This is a genomic window from Paraburkholderia sp. 22098 (assembly GCF_052045935.1).
In the GTDB taxonomy this organism is placed as follows: domain Bacteria; phylum Pseudomonadota; class Gammaproteobacteria; order Burkholderiales; family Burkholderiaceae; genus Paraburkholderia; species Paraburkholderia caledonica.
Genome location: NZ_JBQEPV010000014.1, coordinates 152,311 through 179,239, shown reverse-complemented (window position 1 = coordinate 179,239; position 26,929 = coordinate 152,311). Strand labels below are relative to the sequence as shown.

The following is a 26,929-nucleotide window of genomic DNA, read 5'->3' as shown; positions in this document are numbered from 1 at the left end:
AGCAACGGGGGATCGCTGCCTGATTCAAGTTCGCCACTTCGCTAAGCGCCACAACTCGGAAACGTGTCGCCAACTTCTGCGCCCCCAACCACAACACGACTTTTTCAACAGAATCGGCCAACAGCGGCCGTTCGACGCCCACACTGAAATCATCGACAATCGACCTTGATGGGACATTGCCAGGCGACGACTCGTCTACTACGACATCGGCGAACAGCCAACCGAACACCATGGCGAAACCAATACTGACCATATTGTTGAAGGGTACATTTCCGGAAAATCTTCGCTTCGTCGAAAACTTGCTTCAGCCTCTTGGACTTTTGCTCGCGAACCCTGATAGTGGGTTGATAACGCACTGGAGCGACGATGGCCGGCAGGTTGCGGTATCCCGTGCTGCGATTGTTGATGAGGTATCCGATGGTGTGATGAAGAACGTTCAGTTCTGGGAGACCGGTTGCGAGGACCTATTCGTGTCCTGGCTCGATGTCTCGTCAGGATGGGAGTTCTCCTTTCACCTCGATGGCGTTACACCAACGCTGAAAATCGCCTTAGCGACCGTACTCTCGAATGCGGTCCTGATCGACCTACAGCAGCACTACCAAGACGAGACTGTTTTCAGGATCGACTTTGACGAACCCTCCCTATCGCGGATTTGATCTGCGTTCGCATCGCTACGACCAACGACCGCTTCCGGGCCAATTGACTGGCCGAAACGGGTCGGGAAGACTCGTTCGCCTCTCCCAGGAGCCGACGTTCGACTGCACCTCACTGCCAATGTCGGCAAAGCGGTGCACTCCGGCCGCACGAGGGCTCAACGGTGAGCATCGGCTTTCGGCCGAAAAATGGTCCGATCCGTTCGATTGCTCCTCGTCCGTGCAGCCAGTCCGGTCGCTGAACCCGGATCTAAAATCGTTGTATAAAGATAACCCTTCTTATCCTGATAGCCGTATTTCTGTGCGAAACTCACGCTCATGAAAACGCGCCTCACTGCCGCCGAGCGAAACGGACCCGACGACTTTCCGCGCGCCGACGCGCTGGCCGCGCTGCGCGCCTGGTATGCCGGCCTGTCGACCCGCGAAGCGGTCGCCCGCTACCTGCCGGGACGGACATCAGGACGGGCAGGGCAGCCGCGTTCGGCGCGCGGCGTACTGGGCGAGATACGGCGTGCACTCGTGGCGGCTGCGCGGCGGGCGCATCGCGACGATCTGGCGGTGCTGCTGGCGCATCCGACCGGCGAGCGTACCCGTCACGCAAAAGCGGTCACGCACGCGATCGACCAGTTGCGGCATGCGCGCCCGCCCGAACCGCAGATCGCGGATCCCGTCGAACAATGGTTCCCTGCACGGGCAGTCCGTGCGCTGCACGCGCACGGGATCGTCACGCTCGCGGACCTGACGGTGCGTGTCCCGCGCCGACGGCAGTGGTGGAAAGCCATTCCTGATCTTGGCGCCACCAGTGCGAGGCGCATCGAGTCATTCTTCAGTGCCCATCCGGCGCTGACGGAGCGGGCGAGGGCACTGATCGCAACGGACACCCCGCGCGGCATCGTGCCATGGGAGAGCCTGCGACTGCCGCACGAGGTTGACGGCTCGGCGGGGACCTTCCGCGCGCCGCCCGCGACCTGCACGCTCGATGCGGGCAACGACTACGAGGCGGTGCACGCGTGGCTGTCGCTGCACGAATCGGTGGCCACGCAGCGTACGTACCGGAAGGAAGCCGAACGGCTGATCCTGTGGGCCATTATTGATCGCGGCCGTGCGCTCTCGTCGCTCACCACCGAAGATGCGGTGGCGTATCGCTCCTTCCTGCGGCGCCCGAGCCCGCGCGAGCGCTGGGTCGGGCCGTTGCGACCGCGCAACTCGCCGGACTGGCGCCCGTTTGCCGGCAACCTGTCGGCACGTTCAGCCGCGCACGCGCTGTCGATCCTCGGCGCGCTGTTCCGCTGGCTGATCGAACAGCGCTACGTGCTCGCCAACCCGTTCGCAGGCGTGAAGGTCAGGGGTGGCGCCAAGACAGGGGATCTCGATGCGTCACGCGTATTCACGGAAGGCGAATGGCTGCTGGTTCGGGCGATCGCCGACGGACTCGAATGGTCGTGTGGCTGGTCCGCACCCGCCGCCCAAAGGCTCCGTTTTGTGCTCGATTTCGGTTTCGCAACCGGCTTGCGGGCCAGTGAACTGGTCGGGGCAAGACTCGGCCAGATAGACAGGGATGCGCGCGGTGGGCACTGGCTGCGGGTGACAGGCAAGGGGCAAAAGGCGGGGAAGGTCGCATTGCCACCGCTCGCGTGGGACGCACTCACGCGGTATCTGCTGGGAAGGCAACTCCCCGTTTCGCCGACGCGGTGGAAGCCCGACACACCTCTCGTCGGAAGTCTTGATGCCGATGACGCGCGGGAAATCAGTGGCATGCGCTTGTGGGCCGTGCTGAAGCGGTTTTTCCGCCAGGTGGCAGATCTTATCGCCGCCGACCGTCCACCGCTTGCCGGGAAGCTTCGTCGGGCGAGTCCCCACTGGATGCGGCACACGCACGCGACGCACGCGCTTGCGAACGGCGCTGAACTTACGACCGTCCGCGACAACCTGCGGCACGCGTCGGTCTCAACCACGTCCATCTATCTGCACGCCGATGACGCCAAGCGGGCGCAGCAGATAAGGAAGGCATTTGAAGGGAAATGAGCCCGTCGCGCTTGTCGAGCCGCCGCGATGCAGGCGGCCACTTCCAGTCAGATTCAAGTCGCCGACGATAGCAGCCTGAGTGAGAAGCTCCGCATGATTTGAAGTCGTCGAATCAAAACCTGCTCATCCGAAGCGAGGCCACAGGATAGTCATAGCGAAGCGCGCTACCATTTGTATGGCAGGTCGTCCGCAGCTGATCCCGGGCAAGACTAGTATCCAATTGCGAAGTCCGCTCATCGGCATCGCCTCGGAGGCTGACGAGCAGTCCGCAATGTCGTATCGCGTTGCAGCCACACCTGATCTTGGTACGTGCATGACACCATCAACAGGGATCTAACTATGATCTCGTGCAGGCGAACGTGCGTCCCGTCAGTCTCCGTTTCGTCAGAGCGAAAGCGCAATGAAGTTAAGCTTGCGGACTGCTGATCCCGTCCAGGGAGCCAGGAACAAAATTACTTTTAAAAACGGGAACAAATTTACTTAAGCCAACGCTAGTTCGCGCAGCCGTCTTCGAACTGTCCTGCTTCCACGCGAGTAAGGCGTGCTGAGACCCGTCTAACGTTATGAAGAATAGCAGTTGGCTTCGGACACGGCTGGCGAGCACGTTCGACTTATTCCGCCGGACTGCGGTCGATCTACCTGCCATTGCTATCGACCTTGCAGCGCGACCACTTGAGGCGTTAAATGGCTGTAAGTGTAGAGATTTGCGACAGTCGAGAGCGTGCGCACCGGCAAAGCGGCTTGCGTTGTCTGCAGGTGCAGTTTCGAAGTAAATATGGGAAAACTCTACGGATTGGACTAAATTCGGGAAAAACTCGCTGAGAACGGGAGCGTTTGGACGCGCGAACACCGTTCATTTGGAACTAAAGTTGGGAAACGGCTGCGGTGCATACTTTTCCCTGATTTAGTTCCAAAATTTTCCCTTATTTAGTTCCCAGAACTACAGCAGGCAGCCCGAAGCAGGAAACCGGACATTTCAATTTAGCGGAAACGCGACATCTGAAATTTGGACTAACATCCATTCCGTTGATTCTTGGCACCTCGGGCATCGTGTTGCGAAGGTTTGTTCTTCAACTCTTCCTTTATTTATAGCGGGGAAGTTATCCACAGGCACCGATATTCGCTGAAGGGCTGTTGCGTCATCGAAGTGCACCGTCTGTTGCGCGGTTGGACGTGCGACTGCGCAACAACGGCGGCCTGGTCGTGGCATCGCATGATCGGATGTTGTTGCGAATCCGTGCTGCCTAGGCAGGAAGGGTAGACCGCGTTCCGAGCTGCCACAGCATGTCGATGTTCTTCAGATAGGTCGCGACGTTTTCAGCAGGCGCCTGGATGATCGAATGCTGTGTGCTATCCATGCTGTTGATTTCCGCTGTCCACGGATCATCAAGATGGGCGCATACGTCGCCGACGTCCTCGCGATATCGCTGGAACGTGTCTTCGTCCCAAGTCTTGACGGTTGCGGGTGCAAGCAGCACTGAGAGCACGCCTTTGCGTTCGCCGATGAATCGCACCGGTGCAAGCAGGCCAGTGAGGTACATGATCAGGATCGCATCGAGTACCCGGTCGTCGTGATCTTCGTCCCAGATAATTGCGAAGTCGAGGAACCTGCCGTACTGAATCTGGTTCATCAGTTCGTCGTGCCACGTCGGTACGCGTAAAACAGAATAATGCGTACCTCGCCCGAGGTATCCGACGGGGCCGGGCTCATCGTGCAATGTCTGGAAGCAGGGTGGGTAAGACATTTCGTGCTCCTTTCGGGAGAGAGGCGGCTTCCGCCGCCGAACCGCAGCCATTTCGTGGCTGTGGCGATCATGCAAACACTATCACGTCACGCAGACAGTCAACGCCGCCTTCTATCTCCACGGCGCTTCGGGCTCTCTTCCGGCATTGGAGATATTGCCGCCTCCGGTATCGCGCCAAGTTTCGCAAGTCTGTCGCGCGCGTCGCGATACTGTGCATAGAATCTGGCCCATTTGCTGAAGCCGCCCAGTTCGCCGACCGCGCGCAACATTGCAAGGTGGGAAGCCGTCAGCAGTTGCACGGTGGTTTCGAGTTCTGCAATCCTGATGTCCCTGTCGGTGAGCGACGCTGCGGTGTCGGCGCCAGACCGTTTGCCAACGCGGCCGCGCCAGCGGCGGTATGCGGCCTGCCGCTGCTGATATTCAGCGAGCAACGTGCTCCGCGCTTCGCTGCGCGTAATTGACGATGCTGCGTTGATGGACGGGTGCAGCCGCGCGACAGCGCGAGCTGTAATGTCTTCATCATCGGCGAGCAACGCTTCGAGAATCTCGCGCATCGCGTCGTTGCCGGACCCGTTCGGTTCAGTCATCAAGTACTCCACGTTGCCGCGGCAGTGACAGGTCAACGCCGTCAGGGAAGGGACGTTTGCCCGATGGTGTTGCAAGGAGCCTCTGTACGCCGGCCAGCCGCTTCTCCGCGTGATCGAGCTGGTTCCTCCAGCCAATGCTGGTCGATGGCCTGGCCTTGATCGTTTCCAGCGCGAGCTTGAACTTGCCCTCGAGATGGATCAGGTTCTGCCGGTTCTCCGGCAGATCGGTCGCCGAGAGGTGGCGGCAATCCGCGAAGCATTCGAGGTGTTTGGGGCAGGGGTCAACCGTGAACGAATTCAGGCAGTGCCCGTACGGCGTGGCATGGAAGCCGTCCGCTTCGGCGCGCAGGTACTCGTATGCGGCAGCGTCGCCCTCTGTTTCCTGAATGCGCCGGAACGCATCAACGATCGGGCCGTTGGCCTTGCCGCCCTTGATGAGCCGGGCTACCGTGCTGGCCTTCTCGCCGAGCATGACCTCGATGTCCTGCGGGATTTCGATCTGGTCGAGGTCTTCTGCAAGACTGCGATGGTCGTACTCGTAGCTCTGTGCGACGCTGCGCCGGTTGAAGCGCTTCGAGATGATCGTATCGGCCACACCCAGGCGGAACAGTTCGGTGTTTTGCAGGTGACGCAGCATGTGTGGCTCCAATTTCAAAGCCCTGTCTTCTCCGGTCTCTCCATACTTCTCGAACAACGACGGCACTGCCTTGTCGTAACCAAGCCCGATGCCAATAAAGCGTGGATCCGGGCGGCTCACCGCCATGAACCGCGTAACGTCGCAGAGCCCGTCGTTCCGTTCTTCAGCAAGCGAGCGCTTCGGCTGAACGAACAGGAATTCCCAAGGTTGCACGGTACCGACCGCCAGCGGCAACGGGGATGTATCAGAGACCTTCGTCGGTGTCGTGGAGCGGATATGTTCCTCCAGCTCGTCGATGCGAAGGTAGGTGTTGTGCCAGCCCATGCGCTCCCGGACTCCGATGACCTTGCCATCAGCACGTCGGAAGCGCAATGCGATTTGCCCGTCACGCATCCTGTCGAGCAGGCGTTTCCCGAACTGATATACCGCCATATCCAGCGCGATCGGACCATTCCCGGGTCTTTCTGCCTGATATCGCTGCAGGTCGATCAGCACATCAGGATTGAAGCTCTTTCGATAACGTTCGATGAACGGGTCGCGCTCGATGTCCAGCCAGAACGGGTTGCCCATCAGCCGCACATACGCTTCCGTGAACGGCACAAGGTCATTGGCCCGATACCAGGGCAGTAGCCGACCGGTCTCACACTGCAACTTCAGCGTCGCGCGCAGCGGCTCCGTGAGCTTCGCGACGTGATCGAGCGTGTCGGTAAGCAATTGCCGGAACATATCTGGCACAGGCTGGGTATTCTCGAACAGAACACGGCTATCCGACTCCTCGATCTGCTGCTTTTCGGCGAGGTGGCGAATCATGAGCGACGTTGAGATGCCACCGGATTCACTGGCAGGGCGCCCCTTCAAGTCGACGTAAGTTCGCTCACGCTGCCAGTCAACCGGTAGCAGCGCGGCTTCACCTATACGAAGCCCCGTCACGATCATTGTCCGTATCGCGGCGAATCGCAGATCGTCCATGAACGTACGCGGCTTTTCGGTCATCACGATGCGGGTCAGCTCCCAGAACGCCCGGCGCTCCGGCAACCGCTCCTCACGCTTGCGCGCCTCGAGGTCAGTGCGCAACTCCTCCTGCGACCAGGTATGCTTCGCCCTGATCGCACTTTTCATTTTTATGCGGGGAACGGCGAGCGATGAGTACGACTGACCAGCGTCGCAAAGGTGCTGGGCGTCGAACACTATCTTGATGATGCCGGCCACCAGGTCTCCCAGCTTCCCTGTGGCCTGGATCTCCTTTCCGACGCGGATCGCCAGACGCAGATCGTCGACGGTCAGTTGCCATGGCTCGCTGTCCACGCATGTAGCGATTACACGCAGCGGACGTGCGATGGACTGCGAGACATACCCGGTGGTGTTCCGTTTGAACAGCAACTGTTCGGCGACTGCTGCCTTGACCAGGTCCTGCCATGAGGGAGACAGCGGTTGGCGTGCCAGTGGCGTCAGGTCGCGCTCGGCGCGCTCTGCGTTGATGATCGCCAGCGCCTTCGCATCAGCGCCAAGGTCTCGCAGATAATGCGTCGGTGGCGGCACGTCATTGGCAATAGCGGTCAGGTTCCAGCCGACACCGTCGCGTGCGACGCCTGTTTCATCGAGAGGCATGTCCCACGACAGGCCTTTCTCACGGGCTAGCGTTTTGCCTAGCTCGATGAACGCGCAGTAGTGTGGGTTCATCGGTCGTTGTCTTCCAGTTCTTCGATGACCGTCTGTATCTCGGCGATCGTGCGTTGCAGTTGAAGGTAGGCCGGCGATCTGGTGTCGCCACGGGAACTCTGGTCGAAGAACACAACCACTTCACGCATGGCGGCCAGCACCTGCTCATGCATCGACCTGTCGTGCAACGGCATGAACTTCCTGCATCCGTAGCACGACGTGACCGGGTTATAGGGGCAGGCCGGCTGTCCCGAAGAGCATCCGCCGATACCTGCAATCGGAATGCCGTGAGGCACACCAGCGATCTGTTGTTCACCTTTAAGAAGGGTGAGCTCTTCCGGGAGGATGAACCGGTCGTGCGCAATTTTCGCCACGCGCCGGTATATGTCCGACGCGCCGAGCGCCCGGTTGACCCGTTCCGCGTGGGTGGCCGATGTCTCGTAGTACACGAGTCCGGTCTGCACATGCGAATGGCCCATGAATTCGGCGAGTTCTTCGTGGCTTGCGCCGGCGTCAACGAGCCGCTGCGCAGCGGTATGACGAAGGTCCATGGCGCGAGCATCGTCGCCGATCAGACGTTCCAAACGGCGAGCGATGCGGGATCCGGCTTCATGATTCGAACTGACGCCGAAGACGCGATCATTAGCATTGCGGCCCTGAGAGTCTGCATATGCAACCAACGCAATGAACAGTACCCCCCATTCCTGTTTCACACGACGGACCATCGGCCTCTTTCGAAGCTTTCCCTGTTGTTTGACCATCAGGAACGTGAGATGCACGGTCGGTTCGGTGTCGGGTTCCGGTTTCCAGATTCGTATGTCACGCATCGTCAGCATCGCGACCTGAATCGGACGCATGGCAAACTGATAGGAACAGAGCACCATCGCCGCGTCGCAGAGCGCCTCATACGCGAGCCCTGACCAGCCACTTGCCCTTACGAGGTCAGACGTTTCATCCAGATAGCGAACAATCGCGGCTTCCTCGTCGGCGGACAGGAACACATCGCCTGATCGCACACGGGCGTACTTGTCTGTTGCGGGGCCGGGCAGGGAAGTACTGACATAGGTCAGGTAGGACTCGGACCATCCACATAGTCGATGCCGGCACAAGAGACGGAGCACGGCCTTAACGAAGCGATAGGCGTGAACGGGCAACTGACGGGCGCGCAGTGCCAACCATATCGCTGAGATGCCTGTCGGTCCGGCTTCGACGATGTGTTCGACGTCATGCACATCAAGATGCATTGCTGCGTTCAGAACATTGAAGCAGGTCGAGATATGCAGATCTTCGCCCAGCAGGAAGACCAGCAGGTGCTTCTGGAGAGCACTGTATGTCGGAGGGTAGCGGCTAAAGTCAAGCCGGAACAGTCGACCGTTGATATGAAGCCCCAAGGCATCGCTTTGGCGAACTTCAGACAAGGAGCGGAGTTTGTCGTCGAAGTCGTCGTAGTAACGCACAACGGGCGGCAGTTGCGGCAACGATCTCAGCATGCGTTCGAGCGTCGATGGCTCGATTCGGGGGCGGATCTGGGCCGATGGAGTTTTCGGCATGTTCAACGGCCCTTCGGAAGCGAGCGCAACACGGCCACACGATCATCGAATTCGTCGCTCCATACGCTCGCGAGCCTGTTTTCGAAGACAGCCCGGGCATAGCGCGATGGCATGTCAGATCTTTTCGACCAGCCGAAGAATGTGCGCATCTTCTGTAGCGCTTCGGCCATCGCGTCGCCGCGCTCCAGTAACTGGTGAAGCCTCAACACGGCGCAGGTGTGGCGGAGATCGTGGCACGTCACAGTCCTTTTCCCGGTGCGATCGTAAAGTTCCTGCCGTATCTCGGAGGGCAGCGCTTTCGATATCAATGTAAAGATCTTTGTCAGCGACTCGGTGGACAGAGGGCCGCCAGTCTGGGCATTCAGCATGAACGAATGGGAAGGCCGGCCCCGATAATTTTCGCAATAGACCTGCACGAGGCGGGCAGTCGCGTCGCTGACAGGAATCTGCCTGATCGAATAGATGGTCTTGATGCTGGGTTTCGAGTAGCGGCTATCGCCGTCCGCTTCTTCATATCCATTCTGTCGGACGTTCAGCCAGTACCGTGTCCGATCAAGCTTGCGGTCATGGCTGCTCTTGATGGCATCCGCGGTCAGCAGCAACAGTTCGCCTCGCCGTAGTCCCTGATGGAGCATCAACACGAACGCGATGAAGACCCGCCAGCGCGTATGAGAACGTCGGAACGGATTGGTATCCGATTCCGGATCCAGTATCTGATAGAGACTTTCGACCACGCCGGCTGGCAGCGATCGAAGAGTCTCCGTACGGCCGCCTTGCCGTATGTGCAACTGGCGGTAAAGCGTCGACAGCCGATGGATCCGCGCTTCAATCTGCTGCATGTTCGCGTCGCCAGACTTCGAAAGCCACGTGACCACCGACGTCACGAAACCCAGTCCGGTCCGCCACCGGTCCTCGTTGCCGCTGCTTGCGACAGGCTGGTTGCGCAAACTCACGAACCACGACTCGAGAATGTCGGCAAGCCGCGCTTCATCAACACTGGATAGCGCGTCATCGAGCGCATTTGCCTTGAACGATCGATCCGCGTGCTCGTACAGATTCTCGATGAACCGCAGTCGCATCGTCTGCGTCGACGTAGCCCACTGTGACGCAGCGATGACCAGCCAGACCGCGGCCCAGTATCGAGGAACATGATTGCTGTCGACCAGCAGAACGCCTTGGAGTGCTCGCGGCACCACGTCGGCACCGATCTGAACGAACATGGAAATCCCCGCAACAGAACGCGCTCGCAAAACCTACCATATGCGCATGTCACGGTTGCGGTATGTAACGTCGTGAGGCCGTGCGCTGAGCAACGGCCCAGAACATACCAAAATCGTTGATAATTTATCTTATGTCAAATCACCAACGATGATCTCCCGCAAGACGACCTCGCCCACCAAATTGCCAAAATGAGAAAACGGCGTGCCCCATCGTTCAACTTTCGGATTCATCGACTTCCCCTCACGTCGACTGCCGGCGCACCAGCGTCGGCAACGGCGCGACGACGGAAGCCGGCGGCGCAGCGGCGTCCGGCGCATGAATCAGCCGGATCAGCAACTCGATCGACGCCTCCGCGATGGCTTGCGTGTTGATCGCCACCGTCGTCAGCGAGGGCCGCACCTGGTGCGCCAGCTGGATATCGGTGATGCCGATCACCGACACGTCGTCGGGCACCTTGCGTCCGAGCGTGGCAAGCGCCTGCAACGCGCCGATGGCCAGCAGATCGTTCGTCGCGAACAGCGCGCTCAGATGCGGCTCGCGCTCCATCAATTCGATGCAGGCGGTGAAGCCCGCGTCGATCGTGTCGGGAATCTGCAGCACGGCGGCGTCGTCGGGTTCGAGGCCCGCATCGCGCATCACGGATCTGAAACCGTTCGCGCGCGCGTCCTGCAAGCCGCCGCAACCGTCTCCCACCAGCATGCCGATGTCGCGGTGTCCCAGTTCCAGCAGATGACGCGCCGCCAGCGCGCCCGCGTGCGCGAAGTCGACGGCGACACACGGCAAGGCGGGCAACTCCTCGGGATGCTCCCATAGGCTCAACACGATTGGCGCGCCGACCGCCGCGGACGCGCACAGCTCGTTGATCGCGATGTCCGTGTTCAGCACGAGTACACCTTCGGCGAGCGTGCCGGCGATCTGCGTGAGGTACGCGCGCCCTGTCTCGGCGTCGTCGTCGGTGTTGCACACCATCAGGAAATAGCCGGCGCGACGCGCGGCGCGTTCAGCCGCCAGCACGAACTCTGGATAGAACGGATTGGCGATGCTGGAGAGCATTAGCGCAAGTGTTGGCGAACGGCCCTCTGCGAGCGCTCGGGCATTGAGATTCGGCCGATAGCCCAGTTCGCGGATCGCGCGCATCACCCGCTCGGACGTTTCGGGCCGCACTTTGTCGGGATTGCGTAGCACGTTCGAAACGGTCGCCGCCGTCACATTCGCGCGACGCGCGACATCACTCAATGTGGCCATAAGCAGAAGATCAAGAATTTTCCCATATTCAGGGAGCGCCAATCAGATGTTGCGCGACGCATCCGGCTTGCGCTACCTTTTCTCGAAACGATCAGGAGACAGTCATGAGCACCCTGCCGCGCATCCTCGAATTTAACCGCTTAAATGGCCGCACCGCAAGCGTTGCGGCGTTTTTCGTCGACCGATTTTTAAGCGCTTAAACGGAGGACCGACCATGGCGGCCATCTCCCTGCGCGGCATTCAGAAAACTTTCGGCGGCAACGCGCCGGTCCTTCGCGACCTGAACCTTGAGATCGGCGAACACGAGTTCTGCGTGTTCCTCGGCCCTTCGGGCTGCGGCAAGTCGACCTTGCTGCGCATCGTCGCCGGCCTCGAAGATCAGACCGACGGCGACGTGACCATCGGCGGCCGCACGATGAACAGCGTGCCGGCTGCCGAGCGCGGCGTCGCGATGGTGTTCCAGAGTTATGCGCTGTTCCCGCACATGACGGTCTACGAGAACATGGCCTTCGGTCTGAAGCTGGCAAAAACACCGAAAGCGGAGATCGACCGCAAGGTGCGCGAAGCGGCGCACGTGCTGCAACTCGACGCCCTCCTCGCACGCAAGCCCCGTGAACTGTCGGGCGGGCAACGCCAGCGCGTGGCGATCGGCCGCGCGATCGTCCGCGAACCGGGCGTGTTCCTGTTTGACGAACCGCTGTCGAACCTTGACGCCGCGCTGCGCGGTCAGACGCGTATCGAAATCGCGCGGCTGCATCAGCGTTACGCACAGGCGAGCGTCGTCTATGTGACGCACGACCAGATCGAAGCGATGACACTGGCGGACAAGATCGTCCTGCTGCACGCAGGCGCGGAAACGCAGCGCTTCGGCAGCATCGCGCAGATCGGTGCGCCGCTGGAGCTTTATCACCGGCCGCGCTCGAAGTTCGTTGCGGGCTTCATTGGTTCGCCGCGCATGAACTTTATCGACGGCGTCGTGGAGCGCATCGCCGACGACAGCGTGGAAGTCAGCATGCCCGGCACCGCGTTGCGCGTGCTGGTCGACGGCAGACGCCTCAAGCCAGGACAGCGCGTCACGCTCGGCATTCGTCCCGAACACGTGCGGTTCGACGGCGGCACGCCGACGCTCGCCGTCAACGCATTGCTGACCGAGCAGCTCGGCGAGCACAGCTATCTTCACGCCGACCATGCGGGCGGCACGCTGATCGCGAAAGCGCCCGGCGACCTGCATGTGCGCAATGGCGAGCGGCTCGCACTGCATCTGCCCGCCGATGCGTGTCACCTGTTCGACGAAGACGGCATTGCACTGCACCGGACGATCGTCGGCAACGCGCAGGCCGTCGCGCTACAGACGGCATGAGAATGCGGCGCGCAAGGCTCGCATTCGGCCTTGTCGCGCGCGAAACGCCGCAGCCGGTCATAGAGCCGTCGCGGCTCGCAGCAACCGCCGTTCGCGGACGCGGGCGGCCGACAACGCAGTCACAGGAGACAACACGATGGCCTTTACGCACACGAGCCGCTTTGCGCGGCTTGCCTCATTCAGTCCGCGCGCCGTCACGGTCGCGCTCGCTCTCTCGGCAACGGTGCTGAGCGGTTTCGCGACGCAAGCCGACGCCGGTCAGTTGAACATCAACGTGTCGGCGCGCGGCAATCAGCGCTCGACGTGGCAGGACGCATTCGACAAGTTCAAGAAAGCGAATCCCGACGTCGACCTGAAAGTCACGTACATCACCGAGGAAGCGTACAAGGTGCAAATGGGCGGCTGGCTCGCGACCGATCCTCCCGATGTCGTCTCGTGGCATAACGGCGAGCGCATGGCGTACTACGCAAAGCGCGGCTTGCTGGAAGATCTCTCGGGCGACTGGAAGAAGAACGGCTGGGACCAGCAGTATGCGTCCGTCAAACAGGCATCGACATACGCCGGCAAGCAGTATTCCGCGCCGCTCGGGTACGACGCATATGGCTTTTTCTACCGCAAGGATCTGTTCGAGAAAGCGGGCATTTCGAGCGAACCGAAGACTTGGGACGAACTGCTCGACGCCTGCAAAAAACTGAAGGCGAGCGGCGTCGCGCCGATTGCCGTGGCCGCGCGCGATAGCTGGACGCTCGCCGCGTGGTTCGACTATCTGGACTTGCGCATCAACGGCAACGCGTTCCACCAGAAGCTCATGGCAGGTGAAGTGCCCTACACCGATCCGCGCGTGAAGAAGGTCTACACGACCTGGAAGACGCTGATGGACGACCATTACTACATCGACAACGCGCTTTCGTACGACCTCGATTCGATCGGGCCTTTCCTCGTGAACGGCAAAGCCGCGATGATGCTGATGGGCACGTTCTTCTCGGCGGGCCTTCCGTCGAGTGTGAAAGGGCAGATCGGCTTCATGCGCTTCCCCGTGATCGACCCCAAAGTGCCGGTGGCGGAAGACGGCCCGGTCAACGTGCTGCTGATACCCGCGAAAGCGAAGAACAAGACTGACGCGCGCCGTCTGCTCGCCTTCATGGAGACGCCCGAGATCAACGCGGACCTCGCGCGCGGCTGGGGCCAGTTGCCGTCGAACAGCAAGGCAACGGAACCCGCCGATCCGATTTCCCGAGTCGGGTTCCAGACGCTCGCCAGCACGACCGGCGGCATCGCGCAGTTCTACGACCGCGACATGACGAAAGAAATGGCGGACGAAGGCATGAAGGCGATGCAGCAGTTCTACAACGACCCATCGCAACTCGACTCGCTGCTTGCTCGTCTCGAAGCGACGCGCAAGCGCATTTACCACAACTGAGTCTGCTGGCGGCAGGTATGTCGGGCGTGGTCGTCGTGCAGACGTCCACGCCGTCACAGGACTTCACACCGGGGCGGCTCGCAGGCAGTCGTTCGCCCCGCCCCGCCACACTGATCCGCTTCTGCATCGAAAGAGGATTCGTCATGTCCACGTCCATTGCCCGTCTGCCGACGGCGCGCGGCCGACGCGCGTCCGTCTCGGGCCGCGCCCGCCATCGCGCCGCGTTCTTTTTCCTGCTGCCAGGCTGTGCGCTGTTCGCGCTCTGCGTGATTTATCCGATCTTCTCCAGCATCGCGCTCAGCTTCTACAACTGGGACGGCATGACGCCCAGGACCTTCATCGGTCTTGCGAATTACGTCGAGCTGTTCCACACCGACACGTTCTATCTCGCGCTGAAGAACAATCTGATCTGGCTCGTGTTCTTCCTGCTCGCTCCGCCGCTCGGCCTGCTTTTCGCGTTGTATCTGAACCAGCAGATCAAAGGCATGCGCGTGGTGAAGTCGCTGTTCTTCGCGCCGTTCGTGCTGTCGGGCGTGGTGGTGGGACTCGTGTTCAGCTGGTTCTACGATCCCGCTTTCGGTCTGCTCAAGCTGATCGTCGGACACGGCATTCCCGTGCTCGGGGACCCGCGCACCGTGACCTTCGGTATCGTCTTCGCCGCGCTGTGGCCGCAAACGCCCTACTGCATGGTGCTGTATCTGACGGGCCTGACCTCCATCAATCCGGAAGTCGTCGAGGCCGCCCGCATGGAAGGCGCGAAAGGCTGGAGCCTGCTCTGGCATGTGATTCTTCCGCAACTGCGCCCCGCCACCTTCATGGCGGTCGTGCTGACGGTAATCGGCGCATTGCGTAGCTTCGATCTGATTTCGGTGATGAGCGGCGGCGGTCCATTCGACAGCTCCACCGTGCTCGCGTACTACATGTACGACCAGGCCATCAAGTACTACCGCGAAGGCTATTCGGCGTCGATTGCCGTCGTGCTGTTCGCGATCATGCTCGTCTACATCGTGTTCCATCTGCGCCGCATGCTGCGCGAGGAACGCTGAGCCGCGCGCTTCCCGATAGAGCGAAAAAGGAGACTCACATGTACCCGCTTCCCGTCGAACGCTGGAAACCGTGGAGCCGCGCGCTGTACAAAGCGTCGCTGCCCGTCGCGCTGTTCGTGTGGCTGCTGCCGATGCTCGCCGTGCTCATCACGTCGATCCGTTCGTCCGACGAGTTGTCGCAAGGCGACTACTGGACCTGGCCGAAGCACTTCGCGCTCATCGACAACTACGGCGCGGCGCTCACGCAAACGCCGATGCTGCACTACTTCGCCAACAGCATGCTGATCACGGTGCCGTCCGTGCTCGGCGCGATCCTGCTCGCGTCGATGGCTGGCTTCGCGCTCGCCACGTATCGCTTTCGCGGAAACATCGTGGTGCTGTTCACGTTCGTCGCCGGCAACTTCGTGCCGGTGCAGATCCTGATGATTCCCGTGCGCGACATGGCGCTCAAAGTGGGCCTGTTCAATACCGTCTGGGCGCTCATCATTTTTCATGTCGCATTTCAGACGGGCTTCTGCACGCTGTTTCTGCGCAACTTCATCAAGCAGTTGCCTTTCGAGCTGATCGAGGCCGCGCGCGTCGAAGGCGCGAGCGAATGGACCATCTACGCACGCATCGTCTTGCCGCTGATCCGCCCTGCCCTCGCGGCGCTCGGCATCCTCGTCTTCACCTTCGTCTGGAACGACTATTTCTGGGCGCTGTGTCTCACGCAAGGCGACGACGCCGCGCCGATCACCGTCGGCGTCGCCGCGCTCAAAGGCCAATGGACGACCGCCTGGAACCTGGTCGCGGCGGGCTCGGTGCTGGCCGCGCTGCCGTCGGTGCTGAAGTTCTTCGCGATGCAGAAGCACTTCGTTGCCGGACTCACTTTCGGCGCCAGCAAGGGCTGAGCGGTCGCTCAACGTAGACCGCGCGTGCGAGCGCAGCGCGGCACAACACCGATCTCAGGAGATCACGACAATGCAACTGGGTGTCTGCTACTACCCCGAACAATGGCCCGACACGATGTGGGCCGACGACGCGCGACGCATGGTCGACATGGGCATCACGCACGTGCGTATCGCCGAATTCGCATGGAGCCGCATGGAGCCGCGCGCGGGCGTCTATGAATGGGCATGGCTCGACCGGGCGATCGACACGCTGGCTGGCGCGGGCCTGAAAATCGTGCTCGGCACGCCGACGGCGTCGCCGCCGAGGTGGCTCGTCGAAGCGATTCCCGACATGCTGCCGGTGCGCGCCGACGGCACGACATGGAACTACGGTTCGCGCCGTCATTACGACATTTGCAGCGAGCCCTACCGGCGCGAATGCGTGCGCATCACCGAAGCAATGGCCGCGCGCTACGGCGCGCATCCGGCCGTCGTCGCGTGGCAGACGGATAACGAACTCGGCTGTCACGAGACCGTGCCGAGCTATTCGAACGCGGCTCGCCAGCGGTTTCGCGGATGGCTCGCGCGCCGCTACGAGACCGTCGGCGACCTGAACACGCGCTGGGGCAACGTGTTCTGGAGCATGGAGTATCCGTCGTTCGACTCGATCGAACTGCCGAACCTCACGCCGACGGACGCAAACCCGATTCATCTGCTGGACTTCCGCCGCTTCATGTCCGACGAGGTGACGAGCTTCCACCGGGAACAGGCCGAGGTAGTGCGGCGGCACGCGCCGCATGCAGACGTGCTGCACAACTTCATGGGTTTCTTCACCACCTTCGATCACTACCGCTTCGCCTCGAACGGCAGTATCGACGTGGCGACGTGGGACAGTTACCCAATCGCCCGCACCGAAGTTATTGCGCTCACGGAAGCCGACAAGGCCCGCTATGCGCGCACCGGACATCCCGACGTGTCCGCGTTCGATCACGACCGCTATCGCGGCATCGGCCACGGCCGTTTCTGGGTGATGGAGCAGGAGGCCGGACCGGTGAACTGGGCGCCGTGGAATCCCGTGCCCGCGCCCGGCATGGTGCGGCTGTGGGCCTACGAAGCGTTCGCGCACGGCGCGGAACTGGTGTCGTATTTCCGCTGGCGTCAGGCGCCGTTCGCGCAGGAGCAGATGCATTCGGGCCTGCACCTGCCTGACAACACGCCGTCGCCCGGCGGTCGCGAGGTGGCGCGTGCGGCGCAGGAAATCGCGAAGTCTGCGGAACTGTCGGCGCTCGCGCAAAGCGGGCCGGCGGGCCGCGCACCCGTCGCTCTCGTGTTCGATTACGAGACGCAATGGATGTTCGAGATTCAGCGCCACGCCAAAGACTTTGACTATCAGACGCTCGCGTTCGAGTACTACCGGACCTTGCGCGAGATGTCACTGGACGTCGATATCGTATCGGCGCACGCGAACCTGGACGGCTACGCGCTGATCGTCGTGCCGGGGCTCGCGGTCTTGCCGCCCGGCTTCGTCGACACGGTTCGCCGCTCGGGCGCGCAGTGGGTGATCGGGCCGCGCACGGGCTCGAAGACACTCGACTTCGCGATTCCTTCCGAACTGCCGCCGGGACCGTTGCAGACGCTGCTGCCGTTCAAGGTGCTGGAGGTCGACTCGTTGCGCCCGAGTTTGCAACCGTCCACCACACTCGGCGGCGTGTCCGGGATCGCACTGCACTGGCGCGAGCATCTGGAAACGCGCGACGGCGTCGAAGTGCTGGCGCGCTTCGACGACGGCTGGCCTGCTGTCGTCGCGCGCGATCGCGTCCGCTACGCGAGCGCATGGTTCGATCCGCCGTTGCATCGCGCGTTGCTCGAAGCGGCGGCACGCGATGCGTCGCTGAATCCCGTTCACCTGCCCGAAGGCGTGCGCATTCGCAGGCGCGGCCCGCTGACTTTCGCGTTCAACTTCGGCGCGCAAGCCGTCGAAGCGCCTGCACCGGCAAACGCCCGCTTCGTGCTGGGCAGCCGTACGCTCGGCACCGCGGACGTGTGCGTGTGGACTCAGGCATGACGAGCTTGACCGGCCACGCCGCCGACCACGCCGACGCAAACACCGGCAGCGCGGCCGGCGGCCATGCAACGCTCACGCTGAGCATCGACGCCAGCGCGCCCGCCACCGCGCCGTTGCACGACACGCTGCGCGTCGGTACATCGACCTCGCCCGACGGCGGCACCCTCGGCATCAACAGCCGCTATCTGACACGCGACGGCAAGCCGTGGCTGCCGGTGATGGGCGAGATTCACTACGCGCGGCTGCCGGCCAGTCAATGGGACGACACGCTCCTTAAGACGAAGGCAGCCGGCGTCGATATCGTCGCGTCGTATGTCGTGTGGCGCCATCACGAGCCGCGCGCGGGCACATTCGACTGGAGCGAACGCCTCGACTTGCGACGCTTCGTCGAAACATGCGCGAAGCGTGAACTGCTCGCGTTGATTCGCGTCGGGCCTTGGGTGCATGCGGAGGTTCGCTATGGCGGGCTGCCTGGCTGGGTCGTCGATCAGATGCCCACGCGCGGCGACAACCCGCTTTATCTGCACTACGTGGCAAGACTTTTCTCGCAGATCGCCGCGCAGCTGCACGGCCTGTTATGGAAGGACGGCGGACCTGTTATCGGCATCCAGCTTGAGAACGAGTACAACTTGAGCGGTGCGCAGCAAGGTGCCGCGCACATCGCGACGCTCAAGCGCCTCGCGCGCGATGCGGGGCTCGACGTGCCGCTGTACACGGTGACGGGTTGGGACAACGCGGTCTTTCCGCGCGGCGAAGTCGCGCCTGTGTTCGGCGGTTATCCCGATCTCCCGTGGGGCGTGTCGCCGCACATGTCGCCGCCGAACGAGGTCTATGGATTCCGCTTCGCCAGCCGGGTGGGTGGCGATCTCGGCGCTCAGACTCACAGCGACGCGCCGGGCGATGCCGACGCCGTCGCACACGAAACGCCCTTTCTCGGCGCGGAGTTCGGCGGCGGCGTGCCCGCAATGTACCGGCGGCGGCCGGTCCTCGATGCGGACGACATCGCCGCGATGCTGCCCGTGCAGCTCGGCTCAGGCGTCAACCTGTACGGCTATTACATGCTGCACGGTGGACGCAATCCGCCCGGCGACATGGACGGCCAGGAGTCGACGGCTAGCGGCGGCTACAACGACGTGCCGATCGTCAATTACGACTTCCAGGCTCCGTTCGGCGCGAATGGCGAGGCGCGCGAAGTGCTCGGCAAGCTGCGGCCGATTCACTACTTCCTCAGGCAGTGGGGCGCAGTGCTTGCGCCATGTGATGTGTATGCACCCGACACCGTATCGCACGGTCCCGCCGACCTCGCGACGCCGCGCTTCGCCGTACGCGCGAACGGCGACCAGGGGTTCCTGTTCTTCAACAATCACGTCCGCGAACATGCGATGCCAGCGCATCGAGGCATGCGTTTCTCGGTGAAGCTTGCGAGCGGCAGCGTCGCGCTGCCTGTGGAGCCCGTCGACGTTGCGCCGGGCACATCGTTCATCTGGCCGGTCGGCTTGCGATTCGGCAGCGTGCAGTTGCGTTACGCGACCGCGCAGCCGGTGACGAGGATATCGAGCGACGATGGCGATGTTCAGGTGTTCGCGGCCACCGACGGCATCGCGCCCGAGTTCGCATTCGACTCCCGCAGCGTGGCGACGATCGCCGCGCTGGAAAGCAGTATGACGCCCGCGCCTGGCGGTGAGCCGGCGTTGAGCCAGCATGAAGCCGACGGCGTGCTCGTGGTGCGGCCGCGCAACGGCGCGGCGTTCGTCGTCACGGATCGCGGCGGCGCGCGCCTCGTCTTCGTCACGCTTTTGCGGAAGGACGCGGAGAGACTGAGCGTGTTGCCGTTCGACGGCCGGCGCAGGCTCATACTGAGCGACGCGTTCGCCTTCGAACGCGACGGCCATCTCGTGCTGCGCTCGAACAGTGCTTCGGCGTTCGATGTCGATGTCTATCCGCCGCTGCTTCAGTTGCCGTCCGCGTTGCAGGCGGATCACGCAAACATCGACGCATCGAGCCAAGGCATGTTCCAGCGTTTGCGTGTGCACGTTCCGCAGTCGGCATTCGACGTGCGCGTCACGCCGCTTCGCGCGCCGCAAGCCGTACCGCCGGTCATGCGCGGCGGCACGGCCAACGCCGCTGTCGCGCCGTTGCCGGAAACGTTCGGCAAGACGGCCGCCTGGCGCATCGACGTGACTCGCGACGCGCTCCACGCGCATGGTCTCGGCAACGCTTACCTGACGATCCGCTATCGGGGCGACGTGGCGCGCCTTTTCAGCGGCACGGAACTGATCGACGATCACTTCTATAACGGTTTGCCGTGGCGCATCGGCGTGCGCAATGTGGCGATCGATCCGGACGCACCGCTCATGCTGACGATTCTGCCGCTGCGCGCCGACGCGCCCGTCTATCTCGCTGCTCGTCATGATCCGCGTCCGGACAGCGGCGAGCAGATCGCCGAACTGGACAGCGTGACGTGGGAGCCCGAGTACGAAGTGATTCTGGCTCCTAATCCTTCCTCGCGCGACGTCGAATGAGACTGGGTGCCGAAGGCCGCTGCCACGACGCACCCGCTTTAACGTTACGGACTGACACCTCCGGACGATTACAGAAGTCTTAAGCGCATGCTAGACTCTGCACCCATGTCCTACTGGCGCAAACTCTTTCTCGTCGTGCTGCTTGCACTGAGCCTTCCGGTTCAGTCATTTGCGGCCGTCTCGATGATTTGTGCCGCCCCGGAAGCGGTCGATGAAGCAACCGCTGACCATCTCCATCTGGACGAATCATCTGATGGACATGTGCTCGTAGCCGACCATGACGACCATCGTGGCCACAACCACAGCGGTGCCCATCACACTCATGCGTGTTTGACCTGCGCCTCCTGTTGCGTCGGTGCTGCGCTACCGCCCGTGCCTGCGGTGTCCGCTTCGGCTGACCGGGCCCACTTCCCAGTTCCGCTGCCCCCTGCTACCGCTGTCGTGTCGTTCCTGACTGACGGCATCGAACGTCCTCCCCGCTTCATTCTCGTCTAGTCCGCGCACGCGCATCCGTTGGCTGCGCCTGCAAGTTTTCCGGTGTCCGTAACGGACGCTGGATGGTTCACGACGAGAAAAATTCATGCGAACAATTTCTGCGGCGCTCCTGGGCGCGGGCGCAGCGTTGTCGTCGCTCGCGCACGCGACGACTGCAGTTCCCGACCCAACTGATGCAGCGGCATCGGTTCCGGTCGTCATCGTTGAGTCTGCCTTCGACGGCTACAAGTCATGGCAAGACCGTGACGCGCCGAGCTGGCAGCAGCTAAACCGTGCCGTTGCGCCAACCCGAAGCACGGCGGGCATCAAGCACAGTCAGCAACCACTTGCGACAGCGGGTGAAAAAGGCGGCCACGGGCACGGAGGCGAGTCGAAATGATTCGATATCTCGCCCCGAACCGCGTGGGATGCATTGCCCTCGCGACGATGCTTCTGGCCGGCTGCACGACGTTCTCAAAGGACGGCGGATTCAACACCGTATCGACGACTGCGTCCGAGCGACTTGGTAAGGACGCCGTCTACCTGAAAAACGACGAAGACCGCGTCGCTGCTTTCAAGCGTACGCAGGAACTGCTGTCGAAGCCACTCGGCATGGATGACGCCGTTCAGGTCGCGCTGCTGAATAACCAGGGACTTCAGGCGTCCTACGCCGAGCTCGGTATTTCCGAAGCCGACCTCGTCCAGGCTGGCCGCCTGCCCAATCCGGGCTTTACTTTCAGCCGGACGCACTGGAGCGATGGCTTCGGTATCAGCCGAGCGTTCTCCATGGGCGTATTGGGTGTGCTCACGCTGCCTGTGGCGACGCGCATCGAGAGCCGGCGGTTCGAACAGACAAAGCTCGAGACGGCCAATGCGATGCTCGCCGTGGCCGCCGATGCCCGAAAAGCCTATGTGAATGCTGTGGCCGTGGAGCAGGCAGCCCAATACGCCGCTCAGGTCAAGGACTCCGCCGAGGCAGGGGCAGAACTTGCCTTGCGCATGCGGCAGGCAGGCAACTTCAGCAAGCTCGACTATGCGCGCGAACAGGCCTTTTACGCCGAGTCGGTTGCGCAGCTGGCCAAGGTGCGGCAGCAGTCAGTCATGGCCCGCGAAAAGCTCACGCGCACGATGGGCCTGTGGGGCTCCGGAACCCAATACAAGCTGCCGGACCGTCTGCCTGACCTCCCGAAGGACAGGCCGCAACTAAACGACCTCGAAAGCTTTGCGATGCAGAACCGCCTCGACATACAGGCGGCGAAGCTGCGGACACAAGGCGTTGCAACCTCGCTGGGGCTCAGCAAGGCGACCCGATTCATCAATGCGCTCGATGTTGGCTATCTCGACAACTTCGAGACCGATAAAGGACACGAGCACGGATACGAAATCAGTGTCGAGATTCCCATTTTCGATTGGGGCAGCGCGAAGGTCGCACGCGCCGAAGCCATCTATATGCAGACGGCGAACAGGCTCGCCCAGACGGCGACTGACGCCCGCTCCGAAGTACGCGAGTCGTACTCCGGCTATGTGACGAGCTACGACGTTGCGAAGCATTACCGCGATGAGGTCGTGCTCGTACGCAAGACTATCTCGGACGAAATGCTGTTGCGCTACAACGGCATGCTCGCAAGCGTGTTCGAACTGCTTGCCGATTCGCGCGACCAGGTGGCTGCCGTCAACGGATACATCGACGCGCTGAAAGATTACTGGCTTGCGGAGACGGACTTGCAACAGTCGCTTGGCGGCCGCCTTCCGCCGCTCGCAATGGCACCGACGCCTGGCGCACCGCAGAGCGACGCGCCGCCGACACCACCGGCCCCGGTGCAGGACTCGCCGTTGCCTGCTTCCGCGACCCACCCGGCATCGCCGACGAATTCAGAAGGTAAATGATCATGGTCTCACGTCGAACATTTCTCGGCGGCTCCGGCGCGGCGCTACTCGGCGCAGCATTGGTCAGCAAGGCTGGCGCAGCGTCACTTCCAGAAGCGCCAACTATGGACAGGACCGCCACGCAACCGCCGCTGGTGCCGCCCAACGGCCGACCCTATACGCCCGTGGCCACACTGAATGGCTGGACGCTGCCATGGCGGATGAAGAACGGCTGGAAGGAATTCCATCTGATTGCCGAGCCCGTGGTGCGCGAGATGGCGCCCGGCATGAAGGCGAACCTGTGGGGCTACAACGGCCAGGCGCCCGGTCCGACCATCGAGGCGGTCGAAGGCGACAAGGTTCGAATCTTCGTGACCAACAAGCTGCCGGAACACACGACGGTTCACTGGCACGGAATGCTGGTGCCGTCCGGCATGGACGGTGTGGGCGGTCTCACGCAACCGCACATTCCGCCGGGCAAAACGTTCGTCTATGAGTTCCAGCTCGAGAAGCACGGCACGTTCATGTATCACCCGCATGCCGACGAGATGGTGCAGATGGCGATGGGCATGATGGGCACCTTCATCGTCCATCCGAAAGACCGCGGCGTCATGCGGGTGGACCGCGACTTCGTGTTCCTGATGTCCGCCTACGACATCGACCCGGGCAGCTTCACGCCGCGCGTCAATGAGATGACGGACTTCAACATGTGGACATGGAATGCACGGGTCTTTCCGGGCATCGACTCGCTGCCGGTCCGCGCAGGAGACCGCGTGCGCATCCGCTTCGGCAACCTGACGATGACCAATCATCCCATCCATCTGCATGGATACAGCTTCGAGGTCGCAGGAACAGACGGTGGATGGATTCCTCCCGCCGCACGCTGGCCTGAAGTGACCGCCGACGTTGCCGTCGGTCAGATGCGTGCCATCGAGTTCACCGCGGACCGGCCTGGCGACTGGGCGTTTCATTGCCACAAGTCGCATCACACGATGAACGCGATGGGGCATCAGGTCCCGAACCTGATTGGCGTGCCGCAGAAGGACCTCGCCAAACGCATCAACAAGCTCGTCCCGGACTACATGGCAATGGGCAGCGCGGGCGGTTCGATGGGCGAGATGGAAATGCCGCTACCGGACAACACGCTACCGATGATGACAGGTACCGGGCCGTTCGGTGGGCTGGAAATGGGCGGCATGTTTAGCGTCGTGAAGGTGCGCGAAGGACTGGGCCGCAACGACTACCGTGACCCGGGCTGGTTCAAACATCCGAAGGGAACGGTCGCGTACGAATACACCGGTGAGCTGCCGGAAAGCTGATTTCGTGACACGCCGGACATGGCTCCGGCCGATATTTGTTAATTCAACTGTGGGAGAAGTCTTGATGAAGAACGCAATTGTTTCCATCGTGATGGGTTGCACTGTAGCCGTATCCGCGACCGCATATGCCGCGGGCGATACGGGCAACATGAATATGGCGGGCGGCGCACAACAGGGCGCAGACGCGAAGAACGACATGTCGCACGGCGAGGTGAAGAAGGTGGATAACGCCGCCGGGAAGCTGACCATCAAGCACGGGCCGCTCAAGAATCTGGATATGGAGGCCATGACGATGGTGTTCAAGGTCAAAGATCCAGCCATGCTTTCACAGGTAAAAGTGGGCGACAAGATTGACTTCGTTGCCGAAGAAATTGACGGCGCGCTCACTGTGACGAAACTGCAGAAGCAGTGAGCTTTTAATAGCGCTCCAGCGGTGCAGTACACACTGCGCCGCGATTGAGTTAAGGGACGACACACTCGTGAACATCAAGATATCCAGATTACTCGTTACAGCAGCGGCGACCGCAGCTGCCGCGCTTTCACCTGTTATCACGTTCGCGCACGGCAAGCTGGAGAGCGCGATCCCAGCGGCCGGCAGCGCGGTCGACTCGTCGCCTGACATGCTGCGTCTGACTTTCAATGAAGACCTCGAATCCGCGTTTAGCTCGATCAAGGTCGTTGACGCGTCGGGCACAACGGCGAGTAAGGACAAAGCAAGGGCAGATTCGTCGAACCCGCGCGTACTCATGGTTGAGGTCCCCAAGCTCGCCTCCGGCTCGTACACGGTGCAGTGGGCAGTCATGACGCATGATGCTCACAAAACCAAAGGCTCTTATACATTCGCGGTGAAGTAATGAACGACGGTTTCCTCGGCATTTTGCGGCTGGCATCTGTGGCACTGCAGAACATCAGCTTCGCTATTCTTATAGGTGTTCTGCTCAGTGACAGGTGGCTTTCCCGCAGCACTTCACGATGGCAGACGAGCGTCAGTGTCCATCTGCTTCTCACCTTGCGCATCGCTTCTTTTACCGCGTTGGTGTCCAGTGCGTTCGCGTTCTGGATTCATTGTGCGCTAATGAGTGAGTCGACCCTCGAAGAGGCGGGTCCAGCCGCCCGTGCAATGCTTGTGGAAACCGACTTCGGCCATGCCTGGCTGGCAGGCGCGGGGTTCATGCTACTGGTGGTGATTCTGTCGCTCGTGCAGGCTCGACGTCCGATTCGTTTCAAGCCCGCGATCTGGCTCGCTCTCGCAGGAGTTGCGCTGGCGCGCAGCCACGGAGGACACCCCATCGATGCAGGCGCATTCAGTCTTCCGGTATGGGTAGACTGGGTGCACCTGCTTGCTATCAGCGTGTGGGTGGGGCTCGTGCTTGTCGCAACTTACATCGTGATGCCCCGTATATGTCGTGCGCCCGCCGCTGAGCGGGCGGACACTGCGGCGTTCGTTCAATCGCTTTCCGACGCCGCGACGTTGGCGCTCGCCGCCATCTTCATCACTGGTGCCTACAGTGGCTGGCGCGGAGTCAATGCAGCGGAGTACCTCTGGACATCGACGTATGGACGCGTCCTGATGGTTAAGCTTGCTCTCGTGGGTATTGCCGCCGCGCTTGGCGGACATAACCGGTTCTTCGAGATGCCCCGGCTGCCCATCTCCCTGACAGAAACGTCCTCGGAGTTCACTGCACGACCGTTGAAGCGGTTTGCCGCTGTCTTGCACGTCGAATCAATTGTGCTCGCTGCTGTGCTCGTCTCGGCTGCCGTTCTTGTCTCCAGTCCACTGCCAGGGACCACGTAGGCGACACGATCGTGACGCTCCGGGTGCGGTGCGCCGAACCGCCCCGCCTTGCCCCGCGCCTACTAGATGCCAGGTATCATTTGATACGGCTCGGTGTGATCCTCCACATGCTTGACGCCGGGTATGTTTTGCGCCGCAACGCGAACGGCATTCACCGCCTCCGCCGACTGGAAGACGCCCCATAGATGCACGACGCCGTCCGTCACCACGATATTGCGGCCAGCAAAACCCCATTTGCGCCCTGCCAGTTTGCCCATCAGGGCAGCACGGATTTCGGCGTCGGAGAGTGTCGCGTCCGACACCGGTTCATCTGGCACGCTCGCGAGCGCTTGCACGAGATTGGCACGACTAACGATTCCGACGACACGTCCGGCATTCGTCACGGGCACTCGTTTGATGTGCCGTGCCTCGAGAATGCCAGCAACCTCGCCTAGCGGCGTGTCGGGCTGCACGGTCACCACCTCGGTGGTCATCACGTCGCTCACCTTGAGCGCATGGGTCTTGACGTAGTCGCGCGCCTCGTGACTCGCGGACCAGATATCCAGCCACGACGTAGGCTTGCGCTCGTCGGTTCCGATCTCGCAACGGCGAAGCAGATCGCCCTCGCTGATCATGCCGGCGATGCTGCCGTCCGTATCCATCACCGGCGCGCCGCTGATGCCGTTATGGACAAAAACTTTGGCAACCTGACGGATGGTCATGTCGGGCGTGACAGAGATCACGTTGGTGGTCATGACATCAGATGCGCGCATGGTAAGCCTCCTCAAGGTTAAGTCGTTCAGTTCGGGGCTAGACGGCGCACATGTCAATCCGTGACGCCGACAAGCCCCTGTGCAATATCAGATTAGGCCTGCACGCTCCCCTTCCGCTT

General features: G+C 61.8%; 23 protein-coding genes. 15 read left to right on the top strand and 8 right to left on the bottom strand.

Annotated features, from left to right (window positions below; translation table 11 throughout):
- Window positions 1–232: hypothetical protein (locus ACTJLB_RS25985; protein WP_440784952.1), on the bottom strand; the 232-nt coding region annotated here is incomplete at its 3' end.
- Here ACTJLB_RS25985 and ACTJLB_RS25980 point away from each other — a divergent pair.
- Complete coding sequence (locus ACTJLB_RS25980) at window positions 231–656, top strand: hypothetical protein (RefSeq protein ID WP_440784951.1); 426 nt, start codon at window positions 231–233, stop codon at window positions 654–656. The genes ACTJLB_RS25985 and ACTJLB_RS25980 overlap by 2 nt on opposite strands.
- Window positions 657–971: 315 nt before the next feature.
- Entirely contained in the window at window positions 972–2,678 is a 1,707-nt protein-coding gene (locus ACTJLB_RS25975) for a phage integrase family protein (protein WP_440784950.1), read from the top strand.
- A 1,244-nt stretch (window positions 2,679–3,922) separates the two neighbouring features.
- Here the strand turns inward: ACTJLB_RS25975 and ACTJLB_RS25970 are convergent.
- From ACTJLB_RS25970 to ACTJLB_RS25945, 6 genes are all read right to left on the bottom strand, one after another.
- Window positions 3,923–4,423, bottom strand: a complete 501-nt coding sequence (locus ACTJLB_RS25970; RefSeq protein WP_440784949.1) for a hypothetical protein — start codon at window positions 4,421–4,423, stop codon at window positions 3,923–3,925.
- A gap of 98 nt (window positions 4,424–4,521) precedes the next feature.
- Window positions 4,522–5,010 carry a hypothetical protein gene (locus ACTJLB_RS25965; RefSeq protein WP_440784948.1) on the bottom strand — a complete coding sequence of 163 codons (489 nt, stop codon included), beginning with the start codon at window positions 5,008–5,010 and terminating at the stop codon, window positions 4,522–4,524.
- Window positions 5,003–7,327, bottom strand: a complete 2,325-nt coding sequence (locus tag ACTJLB_RS25960; protein WP_440784947.1) for a hypothetical protein — start codon at window positions 7,325–7,327, stop codon at window positions 5,003–5,005. The genes ACTJLB_RS25965 and ACTJLB_RS25960 overlap by 8 nt, the downstream gene beginning before the upstream one ends.
- Window positions 7,324–8,856 carry a tyrosine-type recombinase/integrase gene (locus ACTJLB_RS25955; RefSeq protein ID WP_440784946.1) on the bottom strand — a complete coding sequence of 511 codons (1,533 nt, stop codon included), beginning with the start codon at window positions 8,854–8,856 and terminating at the stop codon, window positions 7,324–7,326. Before ACTJLB_RS25955 ends, ACTJLB_RS25960 begins: the two co-directional genes overlap by 4 nt.
- A 2-nt stretch (window positions 8,857–8,858) precedes the next feature.
- On the bottom strand, window positions 8,859–10,076 hold the full coding sequence (locus ACTJLB_RS25950) for a tyrosine-type recombinase/integrase (RefSeq protein ID WP_440784945.1): 1,218 nt from the start codon (window positions 10,074–10,076) through the stop codon (window positions 8,859–8,861).
- A 241-nt stretch (window positions 10,077–10,317) separates the two neighbouring features.
- A complete protein-coding gene (locus ACTJLB_RS25945; RefSeq protein WP_020067660.1) occupies window positions 10,318–11,322 on the bottom strand; it encodes a LacI family DNA-binding transcriptional regulator in 1,005 nt (334 codons plus the stop codon).
- Between the two features lie 214 nt (window positions 11,323–11,536).
- Between ACTJLB_RS25945 and ACTJLB_RS25940 the strand changes: the two genes are divergently transcribed.
- The 13 genes from ACTJLB_RS25940 (at window position 11,537) to ACTJLB_RS25880 (ending at window position 26,058) form a co-directional block, all read left to right on the top strand.
- A complete protein-coding gene (locus tag ACTJLB_RS25940) occupies window positions 11,537–12,682 on the top strand; it encodes an ABC transporter ATP-binding protein (RefSeq protein WP_440784944.1) in 1,146 nt (381 codons plus the stop codon).
- Between the two features lie 136 nt (window positions 12,683–12,818).
- Window positions 12,819–14,102 (top strand): ABC transporter substrate-binding protein, encoded by a 1,284-nt coding sequence (locus tag ACTJLB_RS25935; protein ID WP_020067662.1) that lies wholly within the window; start codon window positions 12,819–12,821, stop codon window positions 14,100–14,102.
- A 143-nt stretch (window positions 14,103–14,245) separates the two neighbouring features.
- Window positions 14,246–15,148: a carbohydrate ABC transporter permease gene (locus ACTJLB_RS25930; RefSeq protein WP_408412577.1), complete on the top strand. Its 903-nt coding sequence runs from the start codon at window positions 14,246–14,248 to the stop codon at window positions 15,146–15,148.
- A 38-nt stretch (window positions 15,149–15,186) separates the two neighbouring features.
- Window positions 15,187–16,038, top strand: a complete 852-nt coding sequence (locus tag ACTJLB_RS25925) for a carbohydrate ABC transporter permease (protein ID WP_440784943.1) — start codon at window positions 15,187–15,189, stop codon at window positions 16,036–16,038.
- Between the two features lie 70 nt (window positions 16,039–16,108).
- A complete protein-coding gene (locus tag ACTJLB_RS25920) occupies window positions 16,109–18,082 on the top strand; it encodes a beta-galactosidase (protein WP_440784942.1) in 1,974 nt (657 codons plus the stop codon).
- On the top strand, window positions 18,079–20,604 hold the full coding sequence (locus ACTJLB_RS25915; protein ID WP_440784941.1) for a beta-galactosidase: 2,526 nt from the start codon (window positions 18,079–18,081) through the stop codon (window positions 20,602–20,604). Before ACTJLB_RS25920 ends, ACTJLB_RS25915 begins: the two co-directional genes overlap by 4 nt.
- An 87-nt stretch (window positions 20,605–20,691) precedes the next feature.
- Window positions 20,692–21,099: a hypothetical protein gene (locus ACTJLB_RS25910; RefSeq protein ID WP_440784939.1), complete on the top strand. Its 408-nt coding sequence runs from the start codon at window positions 20,692–20,694 to the stop codon at window positions 21,097–21,099.
- Window positions 21,100–21,184: 85 nt separating this feature from the next.
- Entirely contained in the window at window positions 21,185–21,478 is a 294-nt protein-coding gene (locus ACTJLB_RS25905) for a hypothetical protein (RefSeq protein WP_088176452.1), read from the top strand.
- The gene (locus tag ACTJLB_RS25900; protein ID WP_440784937.1) at window positions 21,475–22,965 is read left to right on the top strand and encodes a TolC family protein; all 1,491 of its coding nucleotides are present in this window, start codon (window positions 21,475–21,477) and stop codon (window positions 22,963–22,965) included. The genes ACTJLB_RS25905 and ACTJLB_RS25900 overlap by 4 nt, the downstream gene beginning before the upstream one ends.
- Window positions 22,966–22,967: 2 nt before the next feature.
- Window positions 22,968–24,263: a multicopper oxidase domain-containing protein gene (locus ACTJLB_RS25895; RefSeq protein ID WP_440784936.1), complete on the top strand. Its 1,296-nt coding sequence runs from the start codon at window positions 22,968–22,970 to the stop codon at window positions 24,261–24,263.
- Window positions 24,264–24,327: 64 nt separating this feature from the next.
- A complete protein-coding gene (locus ACTJLB_RS25890) occupies window positions 24,328–24,675 on the top strand; it encodes a copper-binding protein (protein ID WP_408412565.1) in 348 nt (115 codons plus the stop codon).
- Between the two features lie 67 nt (window positions 24,676–24,742).
- Window positions 24,743–25,117 carry a copper homeostasis periplasmic binding protein CopC gene (gene copC, locus ACTJLB_RS25885; protein ID WP_440784934.1) on the top strand — a complete coding sequence of 125 codons (375 nt, stop codon included), beginning with the start codon at window positions 24,743–24,745 and terminating at the stop codon, window positions 25,115–25,117.
- A complete protein-coding gene (locus tag ACTJLB_RS25880) occupies window positions 25,117–26,058 on the top strand; it encodes a copper resistance D family protein (RefSeq protein ID WP_440784932.1) in 942 nt (313 codons plus the stop codon). Before copC ends, ACTJLB_RS25880 begins: the two co-directional genes overlap by 1 nt.
- 62 nt (window positions 26,059–26,120) lie before the next feature.
- Here ACTJLB_RS25880 and ACTJLB_RS25875 read toward each other — a convergent pair whose 3' ends face one another.
- A complete protein-coding gene (locus ACTJLB_RS25875) occupies window positions 26,121–26,810 on the bottom strand; it encodes a CBS domain-containing protein (RefSeq protein ID WP_440784931.1) in 690 nt (229 codons plus the stop codon).
- Between the last annotated feature and the right edge of the window lie 119 nt (window positions 26,811–26,929).

Excerpts from the sequence above, each read along its gene's own strand:
- ACTJLB_RS25950 (WP_440784945.1), bottom strand. The coding sequence starts at position 10,076 with ATGTTCGTTCAGATCGGTGCCGACGTGGTGCCGCGAGCACTCCAAGGC.
- ACTJLB_RS25895 (WP_440784936.1), top strand. The coding sequence starts at position 22,968 with ATGGTCTCACGTCGAACATTTCTCGGCGGCTCCGGCGCGGCGCTACTC.
- ACTJLB_RS25975 (WP_440784950.1), top strand. The coding sequence starts at position 972 with ATGAAAACGCGCCTCACTGCCGCCGAGCGAAACGGACCCGACGACTTT.
- ACTJLB_RS25980 (WP_440784951.1), top strand. The coding sequence starts at position 231 with ATGGCGAAACCAATACTGACCATATTGTTGAAGGGTACATTTCCGGAA.
- ACTJLB_RS25960 (WP_440784947.1), bottom strand. The coding sequence starts at position 7,327 with ATGAACCCACACTACTGCGCGTTCATCGAGCTAGGCAAAACGCTAGCC.
- ACTJLB_RS25930 (WP_408412577.1), top strand. The coding sequence starts at position 14,246 with ATGTCCACGTCCATTGCCCGTCTGCCGACGGCGCGCGGCCGACGCGCG.
- ACTJLB_RS25890 (WP_408412565.1), top strand. The coding sequence starts at position 24,328 with ATGAAGAACGCAATTGTTTCCATCGTGATGGGTTGCACTGTAGCCGTA.
- ACTJLB_RS25965 (WP_440784948.1), bottom strand. The coding sequence starts at position 5,010 with ATGACTGAACCGAACGGGTCCGGCAACGACGCGATGCGCGAGATTCTC.
- ACTJLB_RS25905 (WP_088176452.1), top strand. The coding sequence starts at position 21,185 with ATGCGAACAATTTCTGCGGCGCTCCTGGGCGCGGGCGCAGCGTTGTCG.
- ACTJLB_RS25875 (WP_440784931.1), bottom strand. The coding sequence starts at position 26,810 with ATGCGCGCATCTGATGTCATGACCACCAACGTGATCTCTGTCACGCCC.
- ACTJLB_RS25900 (WP_440784937.1), top strand. The coding sequence starts at position 21,475 with ATGATTCGATATCTCGCCCCGAACCGCGTGGGATGCATTGCCCTCGCG.
- ACTJLB_RS25935 (WP_020067662.1), top strand. The coding sequence starts at position 12,819 with ATGGCCTTTACGCACACGAGCCGCTTTGCGCGGCTTGCCTCATTCAGT.
- ACTJLB_RS25915 (WP_440784941.1), top strand. The coding sequence starts at position 18,079 with ATGACGAGCTTGACCGGCCACGCCGCCGACCACGCCGACGCAAACACC.
- ACTJLB_RS25955 (WP_440784946.1), bottom strand. The coding sequence starts at position 8,856 with ATGCCGAAAACTCCATCGGCCCAGATCCGCCCCCGAATCGAGCCATCG.
- ACTJLB_RS25925 (WP_440784943.1), top strand. The coding sequence starts at position 15,187 with ATGTACCCGCTTCCCGTCGAACGCTGGAAACCGTGGAGCCGCGCGCTG.
- ACTJLB_RS25970 (WP_440784949.1), bottom strand. The coding sequence starts at position 4,423 with ATGTCTTACCCACCCTGCTTCCAGACATTGCACGATGAGCCCGGCCCC.
- ACTJLB_RS25940 (WP_440784944.1), top strand. The coding sequence starts at position 11,537 with ATGGCGGCCATCTCCCTGCGCGGCATTCAGAAAACTTTCGGCGGCAAC.
- ACTJLB_RS25945 (WP_020067660.1), bottom strand. The coding sequence starts at position 11,322 with ATGGCCACATTGAGTGATGTCGCGCGTCGCGCGAATGTGACGGCGGCG.
- ACTJLB_RS25880 (WP_440784932.1), top strand. The coding sequence starts at position 25,117 with ATGAACGACGGTTTCCTCGGCATTTTGCGGCTGGCATCTGTGGCACTG.
- ACTJLB_RS25910 (WP_440784939.1), top strand. The coding sequence starts at position 20,692 with ATGCTAGACTCTGCACCCATGTCCTACTGGCGCAAACTCTTTCTCGTC.
- ACTJLB_RS25920 (WP_440784942.1), top strand. The coding sequence starts at position 16,109 with ATGCAACTGGGTGTCTGCTACTACCCCGAACAATGGCCCGACACGATG.